Origin of the sequence: Kitasatospora dryopteridis, assembly GCF_050749075.1 — a bacterium.
GTDB lineage: Bacteria > Actinomycetota > Actinomycetes > Streptomycetales > Streptomycetaceae > Kitasatospora.
The window spans coordinates 2,395,534-2,412,298 of the sequence record NZ_CP192749.1 but is presented as its reverse complement, the minus strand read 5'-3'; the positions used below and the strand labels follow the sequence as shown (position 1 = coordinate 2,412,298).

Annotated in this window: 14 protein-coding genes; 7 read left to right on the top strand and 7 right to left on the bottom strand. The window is 73.8% G+C overall.

The genetic code is table 11. From position 1 onward, the window contains the following. Both ACQ614_RS10935 and ACQ614_RS10930 read right to left on the bottom strand, forming a co-directional pair. Complete coding sequence (locus ACQ614_RS10935; protein ID WP_431678285.1) at positions 1-1,344, bottom strand: MFS transporter; 1,344 nt, start codon at positions 1,342-1,344, stop codon at positions 1-3. A 77-nt stretch (positions 1,345-1,421) separates the two neighbouring features. Further along, complete coding sequence (locus tag ACQ614_RS10930) at positions 1,422-2,009, bottom strand: hypothetical protein (RefSeq protein ID WP_431678284.1); 588 nt, start codon at positions 2,007-2,009, stop codon at positions 1,422-1,424. Between the two features lie 47 nt (positions 2,010-2,056). Between ACQ614_RS10930 and npdG the strand changes: the two genes are divergently transcribed. Beyond that, positions 2,057-2,758 (top strand): NADPH-dependent F420 reductase, encoded by a 702-nt coding sequence (gene npdG, locus ACQ614_RS10925; protein ID WP_363493520.1) that lies wholly within the window; start codon positions 2,057-2,059, stop codon positions 2,756-2,758. Between the two features lie 179 nt (positions 2,759-2,937). Next, on the top strand, positions 2,938-3,138 hold the full coding sequence (locus tag ACQ614_RS10920) for a hypothetical protein (RefSeq protein ID WP_431678283.1): 201 nt from the start codon (positions 2,938-2,940) through the stop codon (positions 3,136-3,138). Between the two features lie 55 nt (positions 3,139-3,193). Here the strand turns inward: ACQ614_RS10920 and ACQ614_RS10915 are convergent, their stop codons facing one another. Then, complete coding sequence (locus tag ACQ614_RS10915; protein ID WP_431678281.1) at positions 3,194-4,003, bottom strand: site-2 protease family protein; 810 nt, start codon at positions 4,001-4,003, stop codon at positions 3,194-3,196. A gap of 165 nt (positions 4,004-4,168) precedes the next feature. Between ACQ614_RS10915 and ACQ614_RS10910 the strand changes: the two genes are divergently transcribed. Next, the gene (locus ACQ614_RS10910; protein ID WP_431678280.1) at positions 4,169-7,519 is read left to right on the top strand and encodes an ATP-binding protein; all 3,351 of its coding nucleotides are present in this window, start codon (positions 4,169-4,171) and stop codon (positions 7,517-7,519) included. Positions 7,520-7,541: 22 nt separating this feature from the next. On the opposite strand, the gene ACQ614_RS10905 is transcribed toward ACQ614_RS10910, so the two are convergent. From ACQ614_RS10905 to panB, 3 genes are all read right to left on the bottom strand, one after another. After that, positions 7,542-8,357, bottom strand: a complete 816-nt coding sequence (locus tag ACQ614_RS10905) for an ABC transporter permease (protein ID WP_431678278.1) — start codon at positions 8,355-8,357, stop codon at positions 7,542-7,544. After that, positions 8,354-9,364, bottom strand: coding sequence for an ATP-binding cassette domain-containing protein (locus tag ACQ614_RS10900; RefSeq protein ID WP_431678277.1), 1,011 nt, complete (start codon positions 9,362-9,364; stop codon positions 8,354-8,356). Before ACQ614_RS10900 ends, ACQ614_RS10905 begins: the two co-directional genes overlap by 4 nt. Before the next feature lie 167 nt (positions 9,365-9,531). Continuing rightward, positions 9,532-10,398: a 3-methyl-2-oxobutanoate hydroxymethyltransferase gene (panB, locus tag ACQ614_RS10895; RefSeq protein ID WP_431678276.1), complete on the bottom strand. Its 867-nt coding sequence runs from the start codon at positions 10,396-10,398 to the stop codon at positions 9,532-9,534. A 264-nt stretch (positions 10,399-10,662) separates the two neighbouring features. On the opposite strand from panB, the gene ACQ614_RS10890 reads away from it, so the two are divergent. From ACQ614_RS10890 to ACQ614_RS10875, 4 genes are all read left to right on the top strand, one after another. Then, a complete protein-coding gene (locus ACQ614_RS10890) occupies positions 10,663-12,249 on the top strand; it encodes an MFS transporter (RefSeq protein WP_431678274.1) in 1,587 nt (528 codons plus the stop codon). 50 nt (positions 12,250-12,299) lie between these two features. Then, entirely contained in the window at positions 12,300-12,983 is a 684-nt protein-coding gene (locus ACQ614_RS10885) for a TetR/AcrR family transcriptional regulator (protein WP_431678272.1), read from the top strand. Between the two features lie 187 nt (positions 12,984-13,170). Next, the gene (locus tag ACQ614_RS10880) at positions 13,171-14,184 is read left to right on the top strand and encodes an endonuclease/exonuclease/phosphatase family protein (RefSeq protein ID WP_431678271.1); all 1,014 of its coding nucleotides are present in this window, start codon (positions 13,171-13,173) and stop codon (positions 14,182-14,184) included. 60 nt (positions 14,185-14,244) lie between these two features. Continuing rightward, the gene (locus ACQ614_RS10875) at positions 14,245-14,811 is read left to right on the top strand and encodes a maleylpyruvate isomerase N-terminal domain-containing protein (protein WP_431678269.1); all 567 of its coding nucleotides are present in this window, start codon (positions 14,245-14,247) and stop codon (positions 14,809-14,811) included. A 113-nt stretch (positions 14,812-14,924) separates the two neighbouring features. Here the strand turns inward: ACQ614_RS10875 and ACQ614_RS10870 are convergent, their stop codons facing one another. Then, positions 14,925-16,679, bottom strand: a complete 1,755-nt coding sequence (locus ACQ614_RS10870) for an NAD+ synthase (RefSeq protein ID WP_431678267.1) — start codon at positions 16,677-16,679, stop codon at positions 14,925-14,927. Positions 16,680-16,765 lie beyond the last annotated feature (86 nt).

The window sequence follows — 16,765 nt, the reverse complement described above, 5'->3', positions numbered from 1 at the left end:
TCAGGCGGTCGGAACGGGCTCGCGGCCGCCTGCGCCGGTGCTGCGCCCCTCGGCCGCGGCCCGCACCGCCGCCGCGTGCGGATTCGTCCGGGAGTCGTAGGCGAGCAGGCTCGGCAGGGCGACGGCGAGCGCGGCGACACCGAGCACGCAGGCCGCACCGCCGCTCCAGATCGCGCCGCGCACCCCGATCAGGCCGGCCGCGCCGCCCGCCCGGACCTGGCCCAGCTGCGGGCCCACCGAGTAGCTGAGCAGCTCCACCCCGGCGAGGCGGCCGCGCAGCTCGTCGGGGATCGACTGGTTCCACATGGTGGAGCGGGCGGTGCCGCTGATCTGGTCGGCGCCGCCGGCCGCCGCCAGGCAGAGCAGCACCAGCCAGATGTTGCCGGCCAGCCCGGCCAGCACCATGGCGGCGCCCCAGCCCAGGGCGGCGAGGACGAGCATCCGGCCGTGCCGGTGGATGCGCGACGTCCAGCCGCTGGTCGCCGAGACGGCCAGCGCTCCCGCCGCGGAGGCGCCGTAGAGCAGGCCGAGCGCCCAGCCGGCGTCCAGTTCGGCGGCCAGGAACGGGAAGATCGCCACCGGGTAGGCGAACAGCATCGCGCAGACGTCGATCGCATAGGTGCCCAGCAGGTCCTTGCGGCTCCACGCGTAGCGGACGCCGGTCGCGACGGCCCGCAGCGAGGGGCGTTCGGCTCCGCTCGACGGCGGCACCGCCCGGATGCGGACGAGCAGCAGCAGCGAGACGGCGAAGCTCACCACGTCCAGGGCGAACGCGGTCTGCACCCCGGCGACCGCCACCACGACACCGGCCAGCGCCGGGCCGGCCACCGAACCGACGTTGCGGTACAGCGAGTTGAAGGCGAACGCGGCGGTCAGCTGCTCGTGCGGGACGATCCGCGGGGTCAGCGAGTCCAGGGCCGGCCGCTGCAGGCCGTCCACGGCGGCGACCAGTGCGGCCACCGCGTAGACCGGCCACAGCATCGGCTCCGGCAGCAGTGCGTTGACCAGCAGCAGGGCACTCAGCACGCCCAGCCCGCCCTCGGAGAGCAGCACCAGCCGGCGGCGGTCCACGGCGTCCGCCAGCGCGCCGCCCCACAGGCCGAAGACCACCAGCGGCACCAGCTCGAACGCCCCGACCAGGCCCACCTGGAAGGACGAGCCGGTGAGCTCCTTCACCTGCAGCGGCACCGCCACGTAGGTCAGGAAGCTGCCCAGGCTGGAGACGCAGCCGGAGCTCCACAGCAGGCGGAAGTCCCGCGAGGTGCGCCAGGGGGCGGTGTCCGGGAGCAGCCCGCGCAGGGTGGTGCGCAGCCGCCGGGGCGATCGGGGTGGTTCGGAGCTCACGGTCGGCCATCCTCGGCCCGCCCCCGCGGCGGGGCAACCGAATTACCGGCCGTACACCACCGACAGCTGCCCGCCGCTCACCAGCGCAGCACCGGCGGTGCCACCAGCCGCTCCGCCAGCCCGGCCAGCCGGCTGCGCAGCCCCCGGGAGGGCCGCGCCGAGGCGGCCGCGCCGACCAGGTGCTGCACCAGGTCGAACGGACCCTCGCCGGCCACCGGCACCGCCAGCCGCTCGTGGGCGAGCGCGCCGAGCTCGTGGTCGCCGGCGTCCAGTGCGAGCACGGTGGCCCCGCCCCGGCGCGCGCCCTCGACCCGCTCCAGCAGGCCCTCGCCGGGCTCCTCCGGCGCCACCACCAGCACCGTCGCGCCGCGTCGCGCCGCGCCGAGCCGCTGCAGGCCGTGCGCCAGGTGGTCCGGCGCGGCGGCCGGCACCCGGTGCCGCAGCAGTACCGGGGCGAGGCCGCCGATGCCGGTGCAGGCGGCCTCCTCGTCCAGATGGGCGGCCAGGTGCCACGGCTCGTACCGCTCGGTGCCCACCAGCAGCAGCCCGGCGGCGGAACGCCGGGTGACCGAGCGGTGCAGCGCCCCGCCGAAGGCCCGGGTGACGTCCAGCAGGCCGGTGCCGGCCAGTGTCGCGCTCAGTGCGGAAAGTCTCACCGCGTCCATGCGGCACAGCATGGAGGAGGGCCCCGGGCTTTGGCAGGATCTTGTCCATGACGCAACCCGAATCGGTGAATCCTGCCGCTGCTGCGGCCCCTGCTCCGCTCGACGTGTCCTCGCTCGTGGTGGGTGTCCTCGGCGGCACCGGCGACCAGGGCCGCGGCCTGGCCTATCGGCTCGCCAAGGCGGGCCAGCAGGTCGTGATCGGCTCCCGGACGGCCGAACGCGCCGAGGCCGCCGCCGGGGAGATCGGCCTCGGCGTGCGGGGCGCGGACAACGCGGCGTGCGCCCGGGAGAGCGACATCGTGATCGTCGCGGTGCCCTGGGACGGCCACGCCGGCACCCTCGCCGCCCTGCGCGAGGAACTCGCCGGCAAGATCGTCGTGGACTGCGTCAACCCGCTGGGCTTCGACAAGCAGGGCGCCTACGCGCTCAAGCCGGAGGAGGGCAGCGCCGCCCAGCAGGCCGCCGCCCTGCTGCCGGACTCCCGGGTGACCGCGGCCTTCCACCACCTGTCGGCGGTGCTGCTGCAGGACCCGTCGATCGAGCGGATCGACACCGACGTCATGGTGCTGGGCGAGGACCGCGCCGCCACCGACACCGTGCAGGCGCTCGCCGAGCGGATCCCCGGCATGCGCGGCATCTTCGCCGGACGGCTCCGCAACGCCCACCAGGTCGAGTCGCTGGTCGCCAACCTGATCTCGGTCAACCGCCGCTACAAGGCGCATGCCGGCCTGCGGATCACCGACGTCTGAGCCGGCCGGGAGGGGCCTGCGGGAGCCGGGTACCCGCGAGGGGCGCGGGGAACCGCGCGGGGTGCCCGGCCACCTCCGACGACACCCCCTGGCCCCCGCGCGGGGGCCAGGGGGTGACAATGGGGTGCCAGCTGTCCCCGGCTCCGGCCGGGGGCGTCCCTGTCCAGGAGAGTTCCACCATGCCGCGCAACGCCCTGCTCGCCTCGATCGTCCTCGTGCTCGCGGTGACGGCCGCCGTCGTCTCCTTCGTCCAGGGCAACTGGTTCGGCGTGATCTGGGTGCTGATGGCCGGCGTCTCCTCGAACATGGCCTGGTTCTACATCCGCAAGGACCGCCAGGAGCGCGCCGCCGCGGCCCGCGCCGCCGAGCAGCAGTCGTAGGCCGGTCGTCGGAGCCGGGCACCCCGGGCGCCTCCCGGGGTGCCCGTGTCCGGGCTCACTCCCAGAAGCGGAAGAGGAACTGCCCGACCACCGGGTAGGCCTTGGAGACGCCGAACAGGTCGGTGATCGCGAACACCAGCTCCGAGAACCACCGGCTGGCCGCGGTCTGCCAGAAGATCACGAACACCGCGAGCATGCCGTACGGCGCGAAGGGCTCGATCGCCCGGCGGGTCTTGAGCGACAGCCAGGGCTCGACGATGCCGTAGCCGTCCAGGCCGGGCACCGGCAGCAGGTTCAGCAGAGCCGCGCTGACCTGCAGGAACGCCAGGAAGCCGAGCGCCGCGGGGAAGGCCGAGACGATCAGCTCCTGGCCGTCCAGCACCGCCGGCTTCGCCGGGTCGTCGAACACCCCGGAGCTCACCAGCACCAGCAGGCCGATGCCGATCACCACGTTCACCAGCGGGCCGGCCGCCGAGATCAGGCTGTGCTTGAGGCGGCCGCGGATGCGGTGCCGCTCGATGTAGACCGCACCGCCGGGCAGGCCGATCCCGCCCATGATCACGAAGATCACCGGCAGGACGAAGCTCAGCAGGGCGTGCGCGTACTTGAACGGGTTCAGCGTCAGGTAGCCCTTGGCGCCGATGGTGATGTCCCCGCTGTGCAGCGCCGTCCGCGCATGCGCGTACTCGTGCAGGCACAGCGAGACCATCCAGCCCGCCACCACGAACAGGAACACCCCGAACCGGGGATTGCCGAAGCCGCTCACCACCGCCCACGCGGAGGTTCCCAGGGTCGCGAGCAGCACCCAGAACACCGGGCTGATCCGGCTCTCCTCGCTGCGGCGCTGCGTGGTGGCGAAGGTCATGGTGCGGAGCTCCGAGTGTGGGCCGGGGGCGGGCAGGGACCGATCATGCCGCGCGGCTCGCGACGGCGACAAGCCGTCACGGAAGAACGCCCGGCACCCGCCCACGGTTCCACCGGCCCGGATATATGTGCGCCCGCCACGCGGCCCGTCGACCAGAATGGGGCCGTGCACTACGGCATCCTCGGAACCACCACGGCCCACCGCGACGACGGCACCCCGGTACCGCTCGGCGGCGCACGCCTGCGGGCCCTGCTCGCCGCGCTGGCGCTGCGCGGGGGCCGGCCCGTCCCGGCCGACCTGCTGGTGGACGAGGTGTGGGGCGAGGACCCGCCGCAGGACGCCTCCGCCGCACTGCAGACCCTGGTCGGCCGGCTGCGCCGCACCATCGGCCGCGACGAGATCGGCTCCGGGCCCGCCGGGTACTGGCTGACCGGCCGCCGGACGGACGCGGACGACTTCCGCCGGCTCGCCGCCGACGGCCGCCGGGCGCTCGCCGCCGGCGACCACCTGGAGGCCGCCGGCCACCTGCACAGCGCGCTCGCCCTCTGGCGCGGCCCCGCCCTCGCCGACCTGCCGGACCGGGCCGGCCCCGCCGTCCGGCTGGAGGCGCAGCGCGACGAGGCCCGCCGCCACCGGATCGCCGCCGACCTCGCGCTCGGCCGCACCGCCGACGTCACCGCCGAACTCGCCGAGCTCTGCGAACAGCACCCGCTCGACGAGCAGCTGCACGCCCTGCTGATCCGCGCCCTGCGGGCCGAAGGCCGCACCGCGGAGGCCCTGCAGCGCTACGAGCGGGCCCGGCGCACCCTCGCCGACCGCCTCGGCGCCGACCCCGGCCCCGAACTGCGCGCCCTGCACGCCGAACTGCTGGCTCCCGCACCGGCCGCACCCGCCCCGGCCCCCGCACCCGCCCCGGCCGCACCCGCACCCGTGCCGGCCCAGGCACCCGCCCCCACCGGGAACCTGCGCCCCAGGCTCACCAGCTTCGTCGGCCGCGACGGCGACCTGACCGCCCTCGGCAGGGCCCTGACGGCCGGCCGGCTCACCACCCTCACCGGGCCCGGCGGCTCCGGCAAGACCCGGCTCTCCGTCGAGGCCGGCCGGGCCGCCCAGGCGGACGGCACCTGGCCGGACGGCGTCTGGATGGCCGAACTCGCCCCGCTGGAGGACGACCTGGCCGTGCCGGCCGCCGTCGCCGCCGCACTTGGCCTGCGCGAGACGGTGCTGCACACCGGCGGCGCCGTCGCCGAGGTGATGGACTCCCGCCGCGGCGACCCCGTCCGCCGGATCGTCGAGCACTGCGCCCCGCGCCGGATGCTGCTCGTCCTCGACAACTGCGAACACCTCGTCCAGGCCGCCGCCGACCTCGCCGACCGGCTGCTCGCCGAGTGCCCCGGCCTCACCGTCCTCGCCACCAGCCGGGAGCCGCTCGGTGTCCCCGGCGAGTCGGTGCTGCCGGTCGAGCCGCTGCCCGACCCGGCCGCCCTGCGCCTGCTCGCCGAGCGCGGCGCCGCCGCCCGCCCCGGCTTCGACCCCGCCGAGGACCCGGAGGCCTGCGCCGAGATCTGCCGCCGCCTGGACGGACTGCCGCTCGCCATCGAGCTCGCCGCCGCCCGGCTGCGCGGCCTGACCCCGCGTCAGATCGCCGACCGCCTCGACGGCCGGTTCGCCCTGCTCACCGCCGGCTCCCGCACCCTGCTGCCCCGCCAGCAGACGCTGCGCGCCGTCGTCGACTGGAGCTGGGACCTGCTGGGCGAACGCGAACGCGCGGTGCTGCGCCGGCTCTCCGTCTTCGCCGGCGGCTGCACCCTGGAGGCCGCCGAGCAGGTCGCCGCCGACGGCACCGACGTCCGCCGCGAGGACGTCGCCGAGCTGCTGCTCTCCCTGGTCGACAAGTCCCTGGTCGTCGCCGACCTGGACGGCGGGCCGCGCTACGGGATGCTGGAGACCATCCACGAGTACGCCGCCGAGAAGCTCGCCGAGGCCGGCGGCGAGGGCGCCGAACAGCGCCACGTCCGCTGCTACCGCGAGCTCGTCCGGACCGCCGACCAGCACCTGCACGGGCCCGGCCAGCTCGAGTGGCTCGCCCTCCTCGACCGCGAACTGGAGAACGTCAGGTCCGCGCTGCGCGCCGCCGTCGAACACGGCGAGGAGCAGGAGGCACTGGTCCTCGCCCTGGGCATGAGCTGGTTCTGGTCGCTGCGCGACTACCGGCGGGAGGCCTGCGACTGGTACGACGCGGTCTGCGCGCTCGGGCCCGACGCCTACGGCCCCGACGCCCCCCGCCCGGTGCCGCTGACGACCGCTCCGCTGGACGCGCCGTTGCCGATGCCGCCCGAGATCCTGGACGAGGCCCGTCGCCAGATCCAACTCCACCGGCTGGTGGAGACGTTCACCGGCGACATGGCCATGCTCGGCGACCCCGACGCGCTCGCCCTCTCGAACCGGGTGCTGGACACCTACACCCGGGAGCTGCCGCAGGCCTACCGCTTCCCCGCGCTGCTGCGGGTGTTCGCGGTCTTCCTCTCCGGAGAGATGGACCGGATGCGGGAGACCATGGACGACGCCGTCGACGGCGCCCGCCGGCACGGCCGCCCGCTGGACCTCGCCTTCGCCCTGCAACTGCGGGCCCGGCTGCTCAACGACTGGGTCGGCGGCCTCGACCAGGCCGTCGCCGACAGCGCCGAGGCGCTGGAGATCTTCACCCGGTGCGGCGACCGCTGGGGCATGTCCGAGGCGCTCTCCGCCCAGGCCGAGAACGCGGCCAAGCAGGGCGACGGCCGCCGGGCCGCCGACGCCTACCGGCAGGCCATCGAGATCGCCGAGGAACTCGGCGCCCTGCAGGAGGTGCCGCTGCTCCAGACCCGGTACGGCGAGGCACTGTTCGAGTTCGACGAGGCCGGGGGCGAGCGGCTGATCCGGGAGGCCCTGGCCGGCGTCCGGCACGGCAACCACGCCGCCGACGGCGCGCTGCTCTACGGCCGGCTGGTGCTCTGCAACATCCACACCCAGCGCGGCGAGTACGGGCGGGCCCTCGCCGAGCTCGACCGGCTGGGGGCCGGCCAGGAAACGTTCGGGCCGCTGGTGCCCGGGGTCTTCCAGGGCATCGTGGTCTGCATCCGCGGCTGGGTGACCGCCCGTTCCGGCGACGCCCCCCGCGGCCTGGAGATGCTCGCCGAGGGGCGCCGCACCATGGTGTCCGTGCCCGGTGGGGCCACGATCTTCGCCGAGCACATGGCGGTGATGCTGCTGCTCCCGGCGGCGGGTGTGCTGTTCGCGCTCGCCGAGCAGCGCGAGGACGCGCGGGCGGCCCGCCGGGCGGCCGTGCTGCTCGGCGCCCACGACGCCCTGCACGGGGCGCCCGGCTCCCACATCGAGCGGCAGGAGCGCGACCGGCTCGTCCCGGCGCTCGCCCGGCTGCTCGGCGCCGAGGAGTACGCCGCGGCATGCGCCGAGGGCGGCCGCCTCACGGTGTCGGAGGCGGCCGCCCTGCTGGACGATCCCGGGAGGTTCTGACGGCCGGTCGGCCGGCGTTCCGTCAGGTCCGCTTGCGGAAGCGGGCGACGGCCAGCGGCGCGGTGACGGCGGTGATCGCCACCGACCAGGCGAGCACGATGGTCACCGAGTGGGTGAGCGGCCCGCCGTTGATCAGGTTGCGGCAGGCGTCGGCCAGCGCGGAGAGCGGGTTGTACTCGGTGAAGGCCTGCAGCCAGCCCGGCATGGTGTCGGTCGGCGCGAAGATCGAGCTGCCGAACTGCAGCGGCATGATGACCAGCATGCTGACGCCCTGGACGGCCTGGGCGCTGCGCAGCGACATGCCGACCAGCATGGAGATCCAGACGATCGACATGCCGAACAGCAGGGACAGGCCGACCGCACCCAGCAGGTGCAGGAAGTCGGTCTTGATCTCCAGCCCGAGGATCATCGAGAAGCCGATGAGGATGGTGAAGGAGACCAGGCCGCGGCAGGTCTCGGCGGCGATCTTGGAGAGCAGCACGGCGGCCCGGCCGATCGGCAGGGTGCGGAAGCGGTCCATCACGCCGGTCTGGAAGTCGCTGTTGAGACCGGTGCCGACGGCCATCGCCAGGTTGAGGCCGGTGGTGCCGAGCAGGCCCGGGATCATGTACTGGATGTAGTCCTGCTGGCTGCCGGAGACCGCGCCGCCGAAGACGTAGACGAACAGCACGGTGAAGATGATCGGGATCAGCACCGCGTCGAGCATGGACTCCGGGTCGGCCTTGATCCGCATCAGGTTGCGGCGGGTCAGCGCGCCGACGTGGCGCAGGTGTCCGGCGAGGCCGATCCGCGGGTCGTCCAGCTGGGCCGGGGCGGGGGTCAGGGTGGCGGCGGTCATGCCACGGGCTCCTTGTCGAGGATCGGGGCGGCCGGGGCGGACGGCTTGCCGGTGATGGCGAGGAAGACCTCGTCCAGGCTGGGGAGCTTGGTGTCGATGCCCGCGATGCCGAAGCCGCGGGTGCCCAGCACGCCGACGACGGCGGTGAGCTGGTCCTCGCCGGTGAGCTGCACGGAGAGCAGGCCGGTATCGGCGGAGAAGGTCGCGGCCACGCCGGCCTCGTGCAGGCAGCGGGCCATCTCGGGCAGTTCGGCCGGGTGCAGCGGGCGGACCTGCAGGGTCTGGCCGCCGACCTGGGTCTTGAGCTCCTCGATGCCGCCGGCGGCGATCACCCGGCCGCGGTCGATCACGGTGAGCTCGTGGGCGAGCTGCTCGGCCTCCTCCATGTACTGGGTGGTGAGCAGCACGGTGGAGCCCTCGGCGACCATCCGCTGGACCTCGTCCCAGACCTCGTTGCGGGTGCGCGGGTCGAGACCGGTGGTGGGCTCGTCCAGGTAGAGCACCTTCGGCCGGCCGATCATGGAGGCGGCGAGGTCGAGGCGGCGGCGCATGCCGCCGGAGTAGGTTTTGGCGGGCCGCTTGGCGGCGTCGGTGAGCGAGAAGCGCTCGAGCAGCTCGCCGGCGCGGGCCTTGGACTCCTTGGCGGAGAGGTCGAGCAGCCGGCCGATCAGGTAGAGGTTCTCGTAGCCGGAGAGCAGCTCGTCCACCGAGGCGTACTGGCCGGTGAGGCCGATGGTGCGGCGCAGCTGCTTGGGCTGGCGCAGCACGTCGTAGCCGCCGACGTGGGCGGTGCCGGCGTCCGGCTTGACGAGGGTGGAGAGGATGCGGACGAGGGTGGTCTTGCCGGCACCGTTGGGGCCGAGCAGGCCGAGGACGGTGCCCTCGCGGACGGTGAGGTCGACGCCGTCGAGCGCCCGGGTGGCGCCGAAGGTCTTGACGATGCCGCGGACCTCCACGGCGTTGCTGCGGGGCCCCCGGTCGTTCGGGGCGGTGGCGATCGGTGTCATGCCACCAATCTGCCGGGGCCCGCTGTCGGCACGCTGTCGTCCGGCTGTCAGCGGACGGCGGCCGCTGTCACGCCGCTGTCGGCGCCCCGGTACGCCGATACGCCGACGGCGCGCCCGCCGGGGCGGGCGCGCCGTGACGCTGCGTCAACCGGAGAGCCGCACCGGCCTCAGCTGAAGCTGTGCTCGGGCGCGGGGAAGGCGCCCGTGCTGACGTCGGCCGCGAACTCGCGGGCGGCCTCGCCGAGGACGGCCCGCAGGTTGGCGTACTGCTTGACGAACTTCGGCACCCGGCCGGCGGTCATGCCGGCCATGTCCGTCCAGACGAGCACCTGGGCGTCGGTGTCGACGCCCGCGCCGATTCCTACGGTCGGGATCGCCAGCTGCTCGGTGACCTGGGCGGCCAGCTCGGCGGGCACCGCCTCCAGCACCACCGAGAAGGCGCCGGCCTGCTGCACGGCCTTGGCGTCGCGCAGCAGCTGGTGCGCGGCCTCGTCTCCGCGCCCCTGCACCGGGTACCCGCCGAAGGCGTGCACCGACTGCGGGGTGAGGCCGATGTGCGCCATCACCGGGATGCCGGCCTCGACCAGCAGCTCGATGGAGCGGGCGCTGCGCTCGCCGCCCTCCAGCTTGACGGCGCCGACGCCGGCCTCCTTCATCAGGCGGGCGGCGTTGTGCATGGCCTGGGCGGGCGACTCCTGGTAGGAGCCGAAGGGCATGTCGCCGACCACGAGGGCCCGCTTGGTGCCGCGGACGACGGCTGCGGAGAGCATCACCATCTGGTCCATGGTCACCGGCACGGTGGTCTCGTAGCCGAGGTGGCAGTTGCCGGCCGAGTCGCCGACCAGCAGCACCGGGATGCCCGCCTCGTCGAAGACACCGGCGGTCAGCGCGTCGTAGGCGGTCAGCATCGCCCAGCGCTCGCCGTGCTGCTTGGCCTTGGCCAGGTCGCGCACGGTCACGCGCCGGTTGGTGATGCCGCCGTAAAGCACGGTGCCTTCCTGCGACGGGGCAGGCTGAAGCGGAGAAGCGTTCATCGAACAGACTCCTGAAGGGTTGTCGTCTCGTGGCGCCGTACGGCGTCCCCGGATCTGCCCCCATGCTTGCACGCCGCCCGCCCGCCGCAAAGACCCGGGGCGGCGGCGGTCTTCCGGGCCCCTGGTGCGAACCCTTTACCCAGACTTTACGATACGGATCCGTCTCGTATCGAAAAAAGGTCTAGGCTTGGGCCGAACGGGTTACGAGACGCTTTCGGCTCGTAAGTCCGCACAGCACTCTCGTACGGACGGGGACTCCACACCATGACCACCGCAGCGCCACCACGCTCACCCGACGCCATCCACCGCCGCCGCTGGGCGATCCTGGGCACCCTGATCCTCGCCCTGCTCGTCGTCGTCCTCGACAACTCGATCCTCAACGTGGCGATGAAGACCATCGCCCAGCCCGCCCCCACCGGCCTCGGCGCCAGCCAGAGCGACCTCGAGTGGGCGATCAACTCCTACACGCTGGTCTTCGCCGGCCTGCTCTTCACCGCCGGCCTGCTCGGCGACCGGCTCGGGCGCAAGTGGTCCCTGCTCGCCGGCATGGCCGTCTTCGGCCTCGGCTCGCTGCTCTCCGCCCTCGCGGACAGCCCCGGCCAGCTCATCGCCTTCCGCGCGGTCATGGGCCTCGGCGGCGCCTTCGTGATGCCCGCCACCCTCGCCATCATCATGAACGTCTTCGAGCGCAAGGAGCAGCCCAAGGCGATCGGCATCTGGGCCGGCGCCGTCGGCCTGGCCATCGCCATCGGCCCGATCACCGGCGGCCTGCTCATCGAGCACTTCTGGTGGGGCTCGGTCTTCCTGGTCAACGTCCCGATCGTGCTCGTCGCCCTCGTCGCCATGTCGATCCTGGTGCCGAACTCCCGCGACCCGAAGCCCGGCAGGCTCGACCCGGTCGGCGTGCTGCTCTCCGTGATCGGCCTGGTCGCCCTGATCTACGGCATCATCAAGGGCGGCGAACTCGCCGACTTCACCGCGGCCGGCGCCTGGGTGCCGATCCTGGTCGGCCTGCTCGCCCTCACCGCGTTCGTCGTCTTCGAGCGGCGCACCTCCCACCCCGCGCTGGACGTCACCTGGTTCCGCAACCGGGTGTTCTCCGCCTCCGTCGTCGTCATCGGCGTCGTCTTCTTCGGCCTGATGGGCGTCTCCTTCTTCGGCGTCTTCTACACCCAGAGCGTCCGCGGCTACAGCGCCCTCCAGTCCGGCCTGCTGATGCTGCCGCTGGCCGCCGCCCAGATGGCCTTCGCCCCGCGCGCCCGGCTCGTCGTCGACCGCTTCGGCGTCCGCGCCACCTGCGCCGGCGGCATGGCCCTCGTCGCCGTCGGCTTCCTCGGCTACCTGCTGCTCGACGCCACCACCCCGATCTGGGTGCTCGTCGTCATCGGCTTCGTCATGGGCGCCGGTATGGCCCACGTCATGCCGCCGGTCACCGTCGCCATCATGGGCTCGCTGCCCCGCGAGAAGGCCGGTGCGGGCTCCGCCATCAACAACACCTTCCGCCAGGTCGGCGGCTCGCTCGGTGTCGCCGTCCTCGGCGCGGTGCTCTCCACCGTCTACCGCGACGGCATGGGCGACCACCTCGCACAGCTCCCCGCCGCCGTGCGGGACAAGGCCGGCGAGTCCCTGGAGGCCACCCTGGCCGTCGCCGAGCGCACCGGCGCCCGCGACCTGGTCGCCCCCGCCCAGGACGCCTTCATGCACGCCATGCACGTGGTGGCCGGCCTCTCCGCGGGCATCACCGCCCTCGGCGTGGTGCTCGCCCTGGTGCTGCTGCCCGGCAAGGCCGCCGCCGGGCCGGCCGCCGTCCCGGCCCAGGCCGACAGCGAACCGCGGCCCGCCAAGGTCTGACCCTCCGGGGAGATCACCGGAGAACGGCCCGATCAGGAGAGAATGGCGCCATGCACACCGAACCGACCGTCTCGGCATGCGGCGCCGACGAGGACGGCACCGCGGCGGAGCTCTGTGCCCCGCGGCGGGGCCGCCCGCGCAGCGAGGCGGCCGAGCAGGCCATCTTCGCCGCCGTCGAGAACCTGATCGAGGACGGCAGGAGCCTCTCCGAGCTGTCGATCGAGGGCATCGCGGCCGCCGCCGGCGTCGGCAAGGCCACCATCTACCGGCGCTGGCCCAACAAGGAGGCCCTGCTGGTCGACGTGGTCGCCAGACTCGAGTCCCCGCTCCCCGAACGCACCGGCGGCACCGTTCGCGACGAGCTCGTCGGCATGATCGACTACATGCGCCGCCGCGGCCTCGCCAAGCGCTCCCGCTGGATGCTGAAGTCCGCCCTCAGCCAGATGAACACCTGGCCCGAGCTCCGTCAGGCGTACCAGGAACAGGTGGTCAGGCCCCGCCGCGAGCTCGCCCGCGCCATCGTGCGCCGTGGCATCGACGAGGGCGTGCTCCGCGCCGACCTCGACGTCGAACTCGTCTGCGAGATCGTCATCGGCCCGATCCTGCTGCGCACCGTGCTGTGGGACGAGGCCCCGCTGGACGACCCCGAACTCGCCGAGCAGATGGTCGACGCCGTGCTCAACGGCGTCGGCGCACAGCCGTCCGGAGGGCAGCCGGCCGGGCAGTCCCGCTGATCGGGGGCGTGCCGCAACCTCCCGGCCGCCCTTCCGCGTCCATGCCGTCATAGGCTGAGCCGAGAATACGACCGGGCGTGTGCGGCGGATCGACACCGATCCGCCGCACACGCCCGACCGGCGCGGCCGGAACGGGCACGGACCATCCCGGCGGCACGACGACGCCGGGTGCGGAGGAGCGGGGCGCATGGTGCAGGCGGACGAGGCAGTGGCAGCGGCGGGCGGGGGCCCGGCCGAACCGACGGGCCCCCACCGCCGGTTCGACCTCCGCCGCTGGCTCGACCCGCGCCGCGGCTGGGTCACCGCCGGGTTCGCCGTCCTCACCGCACTGCTGCTCGCCCTCCACGCGGTCGTCCCCAACCGCTGGGGCAACCTCGGCAGCCTGCTGGAGACCTTCCTGCCCTGGCTGGGCCTGGCCGTTCCGCTGCTGATCGCGGTCGGCCTGTGGCGCCGCTCGGCGACCGCACTCACCGCGGTGCTGCTGCCCGCGATCGTCTGGCTGAACCTCTTCGGCGGCCTGCTCAGCGACAAGGGCGGCGGCCGCGGCGACTTCACCGTGCTCACCCACAACGTGGCGGCCGCCAACAGCGACACCGCCGGCACGATCAAGCTCCTCAACGGATCCGGCGCCGAGATCGTCGCCCTGGAGGAGCTCGCCGCGAGTGCCGTCCCCACCTACACCGAAGGCCTGGCCGCCAAGTACCCGTACCACGCGGTGCGGGGCACCGTCGGCCTCTGGTCGACCTTCCCGATCGGGGACGTCCGCGAGGTGGACATCCGGATCGGCTGGACCCGCGCCTTCCGTGCACAGGTCACCACCCCGTCGGGCCCGCTCGCCGTGTACGTCGCCCACCTGCCGTCGGTGCGGATCAAGTCCGAGAGCGGCTTCACCGCCGGCCGGCGCGACCACAGCGCCCAGGCGCTCGGCGACGCCATCGAGGCCGAGCAGCTCAAGAAGGTCATCCTGCTCGGCGACCTCAACGGCACCATGAACGACCGCAGCCTCGCCCCGATCACCTCGCAGATGCGCTCCGCGCAGGGCGCCGCCGGCGACGGCTTCGGCTTCTCCTGGCCGTCCGCCTTCCCGATGGCCCGGATCGACCAGATCCTCAGCAAGGGCGGGCTCAGGCCGACCGACTCCAAGGTGCTGCCCGCCGACGGCAGCGACCACCGCGCGCTGACCGCCACCTACGTGTACTGACCGGCCGCACCGGCCCGGTGCGGCCGTCCCTGCACCGCCCCGCGTGGGACGATGACAGGCATGGACGGACGAGACGTGGACCGCGCGCTGACCGAGGCGCTCGGTGTGCTGGTCCTCCACGAGGAGGACGACTGGTCGGTCCAGGCCGGGCCCCTCACCTGGACGTGCCGCGAGACCGCCGTGCACATCGCCCACGACCTGCTCGCCTACGCCGGCCAGCTCGCCGCCCGGCCCCGTGACGGCTACCTGCCCTTCGACCTGACCGTCCGTCCGCGGACACCGGTCGCCGAACTGCTGCAGGTCGTCCGGGCCGCCGGCGGACTGCTCTCGGCGGCGCTCGCCGCCGCCGGACCCGAGGCCCGCGCCTGGCACTGGGGCCCCTGCGACCCGTCCGGCTTCGCCGCCATGGGCACCGCCGAGACACTGCTGCACGCCTGGGACATCACCCGCGGCCTCGGCGCCGAGTGGCACCTGCCGGCCCCGCTGTGCGCCGCCGTGCTGGCCCGGCTGTTCCCCGACGCCCCGCCCGGGGAGCCGGCCGCCGTCCTGCTCTGGTGCACCGGCCGAGCGACCCTCGCCGGCCGCCCCCGCCGCACCTCCTGGACCTGGCAGGCCTCCCTCGGCTGACGCACGCCTTCTGGGCGGATGGGCAGCCGAACGGGGACGCTGGGGGCACCCCCCGGCCTTCGGCCGGTAGGTGCCCCCAGCGCCCCTTGTGGGTATCCACGTGCCCCGGCAGGTCAGCCGCGGCGCCAGCGGTTGGTGATCGGCAGGCGGCGGTCCCGGCCGAAGCCCTTGGGGGAGATCTTCGGGCCCGGCGGGTACTGGCGGCGCTTGTACTCGGCCGTGTCGACCAGCCGGACGATCCGGTCGACCACCTCGGGCGCGAAGCCCTTGGCGACGATCGCGTCCCGCCCCAGGTCGCCCTCGACGTACAGGTCGAGGACGGTGTCCAGCAGGTCGTAGTCGGGCAGCGAGTCGGTGTCGACCTGGCCCGGCCGCAGCTCGGCGGACGGCGGCTTGCTGATGGTGTTCTCCGGGATCGGCGGCACCTCGCCGCGGGCCTCAGCCGCCTCGTTGCGCCACTTCGCCAGCCGGAAGATCAGCGACTTGTAGACGTCCTTGATGGGCCCGTACGCGCCCACCGAGTCGCCGTACAGCGTCGAGTAGCCCACGGCCAGCTCGCTCTTGTTGCCCGGCGCGAGGACGATGTGGCCCTCCTGGTTGGAGACGGCCATCAGCAGGGTGCCGCGCAGTCGGGACTGCAGGTTCTCCTCCGCCAGGCCGGTCAGTCCCAGCGACCCCATGTAGGCGTCGAACATCGGGGCGATCGATACGGTGCGGAAGTTGAGGCCGGTGCGGCGGGCCAGCTCGGCCGCGTCGTCCTTGGAGTGCTCCGAGGAGTACTGGCTGGGCATCGAGATGCAGTGCACGTTCTCCGCGCCGACGGCGTCCACCGCGATCGCGGCGACCAGCGCCGAGTCGATGCCGCCGGACAGGCCGATCAGCACCGACTTGAAGCCGTTCTTGCGTACGTACGCCCGGGTGCCCTCGACCAGGGCGGCGTAGATCTCCGCCTCGTCGTCCAGCCGCGGCGCGATCTCGGCGGCGACCGGTTCGGCCGGGGCCGGCAGCGGCTCGCCGCCCAGGTCCACGCGGACCAGGTGCAGGCCGTCGGTGAGGATCAGCCCGTCGGTGTGCTCCGAGGAGGCCGCCGGCAGCTCCAGGTCGGTGAGCAGCAGCTTCTCCTCGAACTGCGGGGCGCGGGCCAGCACCTCGCCGCCGGCCGAGACCACCACCGAGTCGCCGTCGAAGACCAGCTCGTCCTGGGCGCCGACCATGTTCAGGTAGGCGAGCGTGCAGCCGGCCTCGGCGGCCCGGCGCTGCACCAGCTCCAGCCGGACGTCGTCCTTGTTCCGCTCGTACGGCGAGCCGTTGACCACCAGCAGCAGGCCGGCCCCGACCTCGCCCGCGGCCGTCGCCCGGCCGCCGTCCTGCCAGATGTCCTCGCAGATCGCGAGCGCCACGTCGACGCCGTGCAGGTTCAGCACCACCAGCTGGTCGCCGGGGACGAAGTAGCGGTACTCGTCGAAGACGCCGTAGTTGGGCAGGTAGTGCTTGGCGAAGCGGTTCACCACCGCGCCGCGGTGCAGCACGGCGGCGCAGTTCTGCGGGGAGCCCGCCGGGCGGTGCAGGCGCGCGGAGTCGTGCTCGGAGCGGCCGAGGTAGCCGACCACGACGGGCACCTCGCCCAGGCCCTCGGCCGCCAGCCGGGCGGCGAGCTCGACCAGGGCGGTGCGGGACGCCTCGACGAAGGAACTGCGCAGGGCGAGGTCCTCGACCGGGTACCCGGTCAGGGCCATCTCGGGGAAGGCGACCAGCCCGGCACCGGCCTCGACGGCCTGCCTGGTCCAGCGCACCACCTCGTCGCCGTTGCGGGCGATGTCACCGACCCAGGGGTCGATCTGGCACAGGGCGAGACGGAGATTCGGCATGGCCCCGAGTGTAATCGTCTAACTGACGTTATGTCGCGGGGGGTACCCCTCGGGACCACTGTCCACCCCGAGCCGAAGGGCCCGCC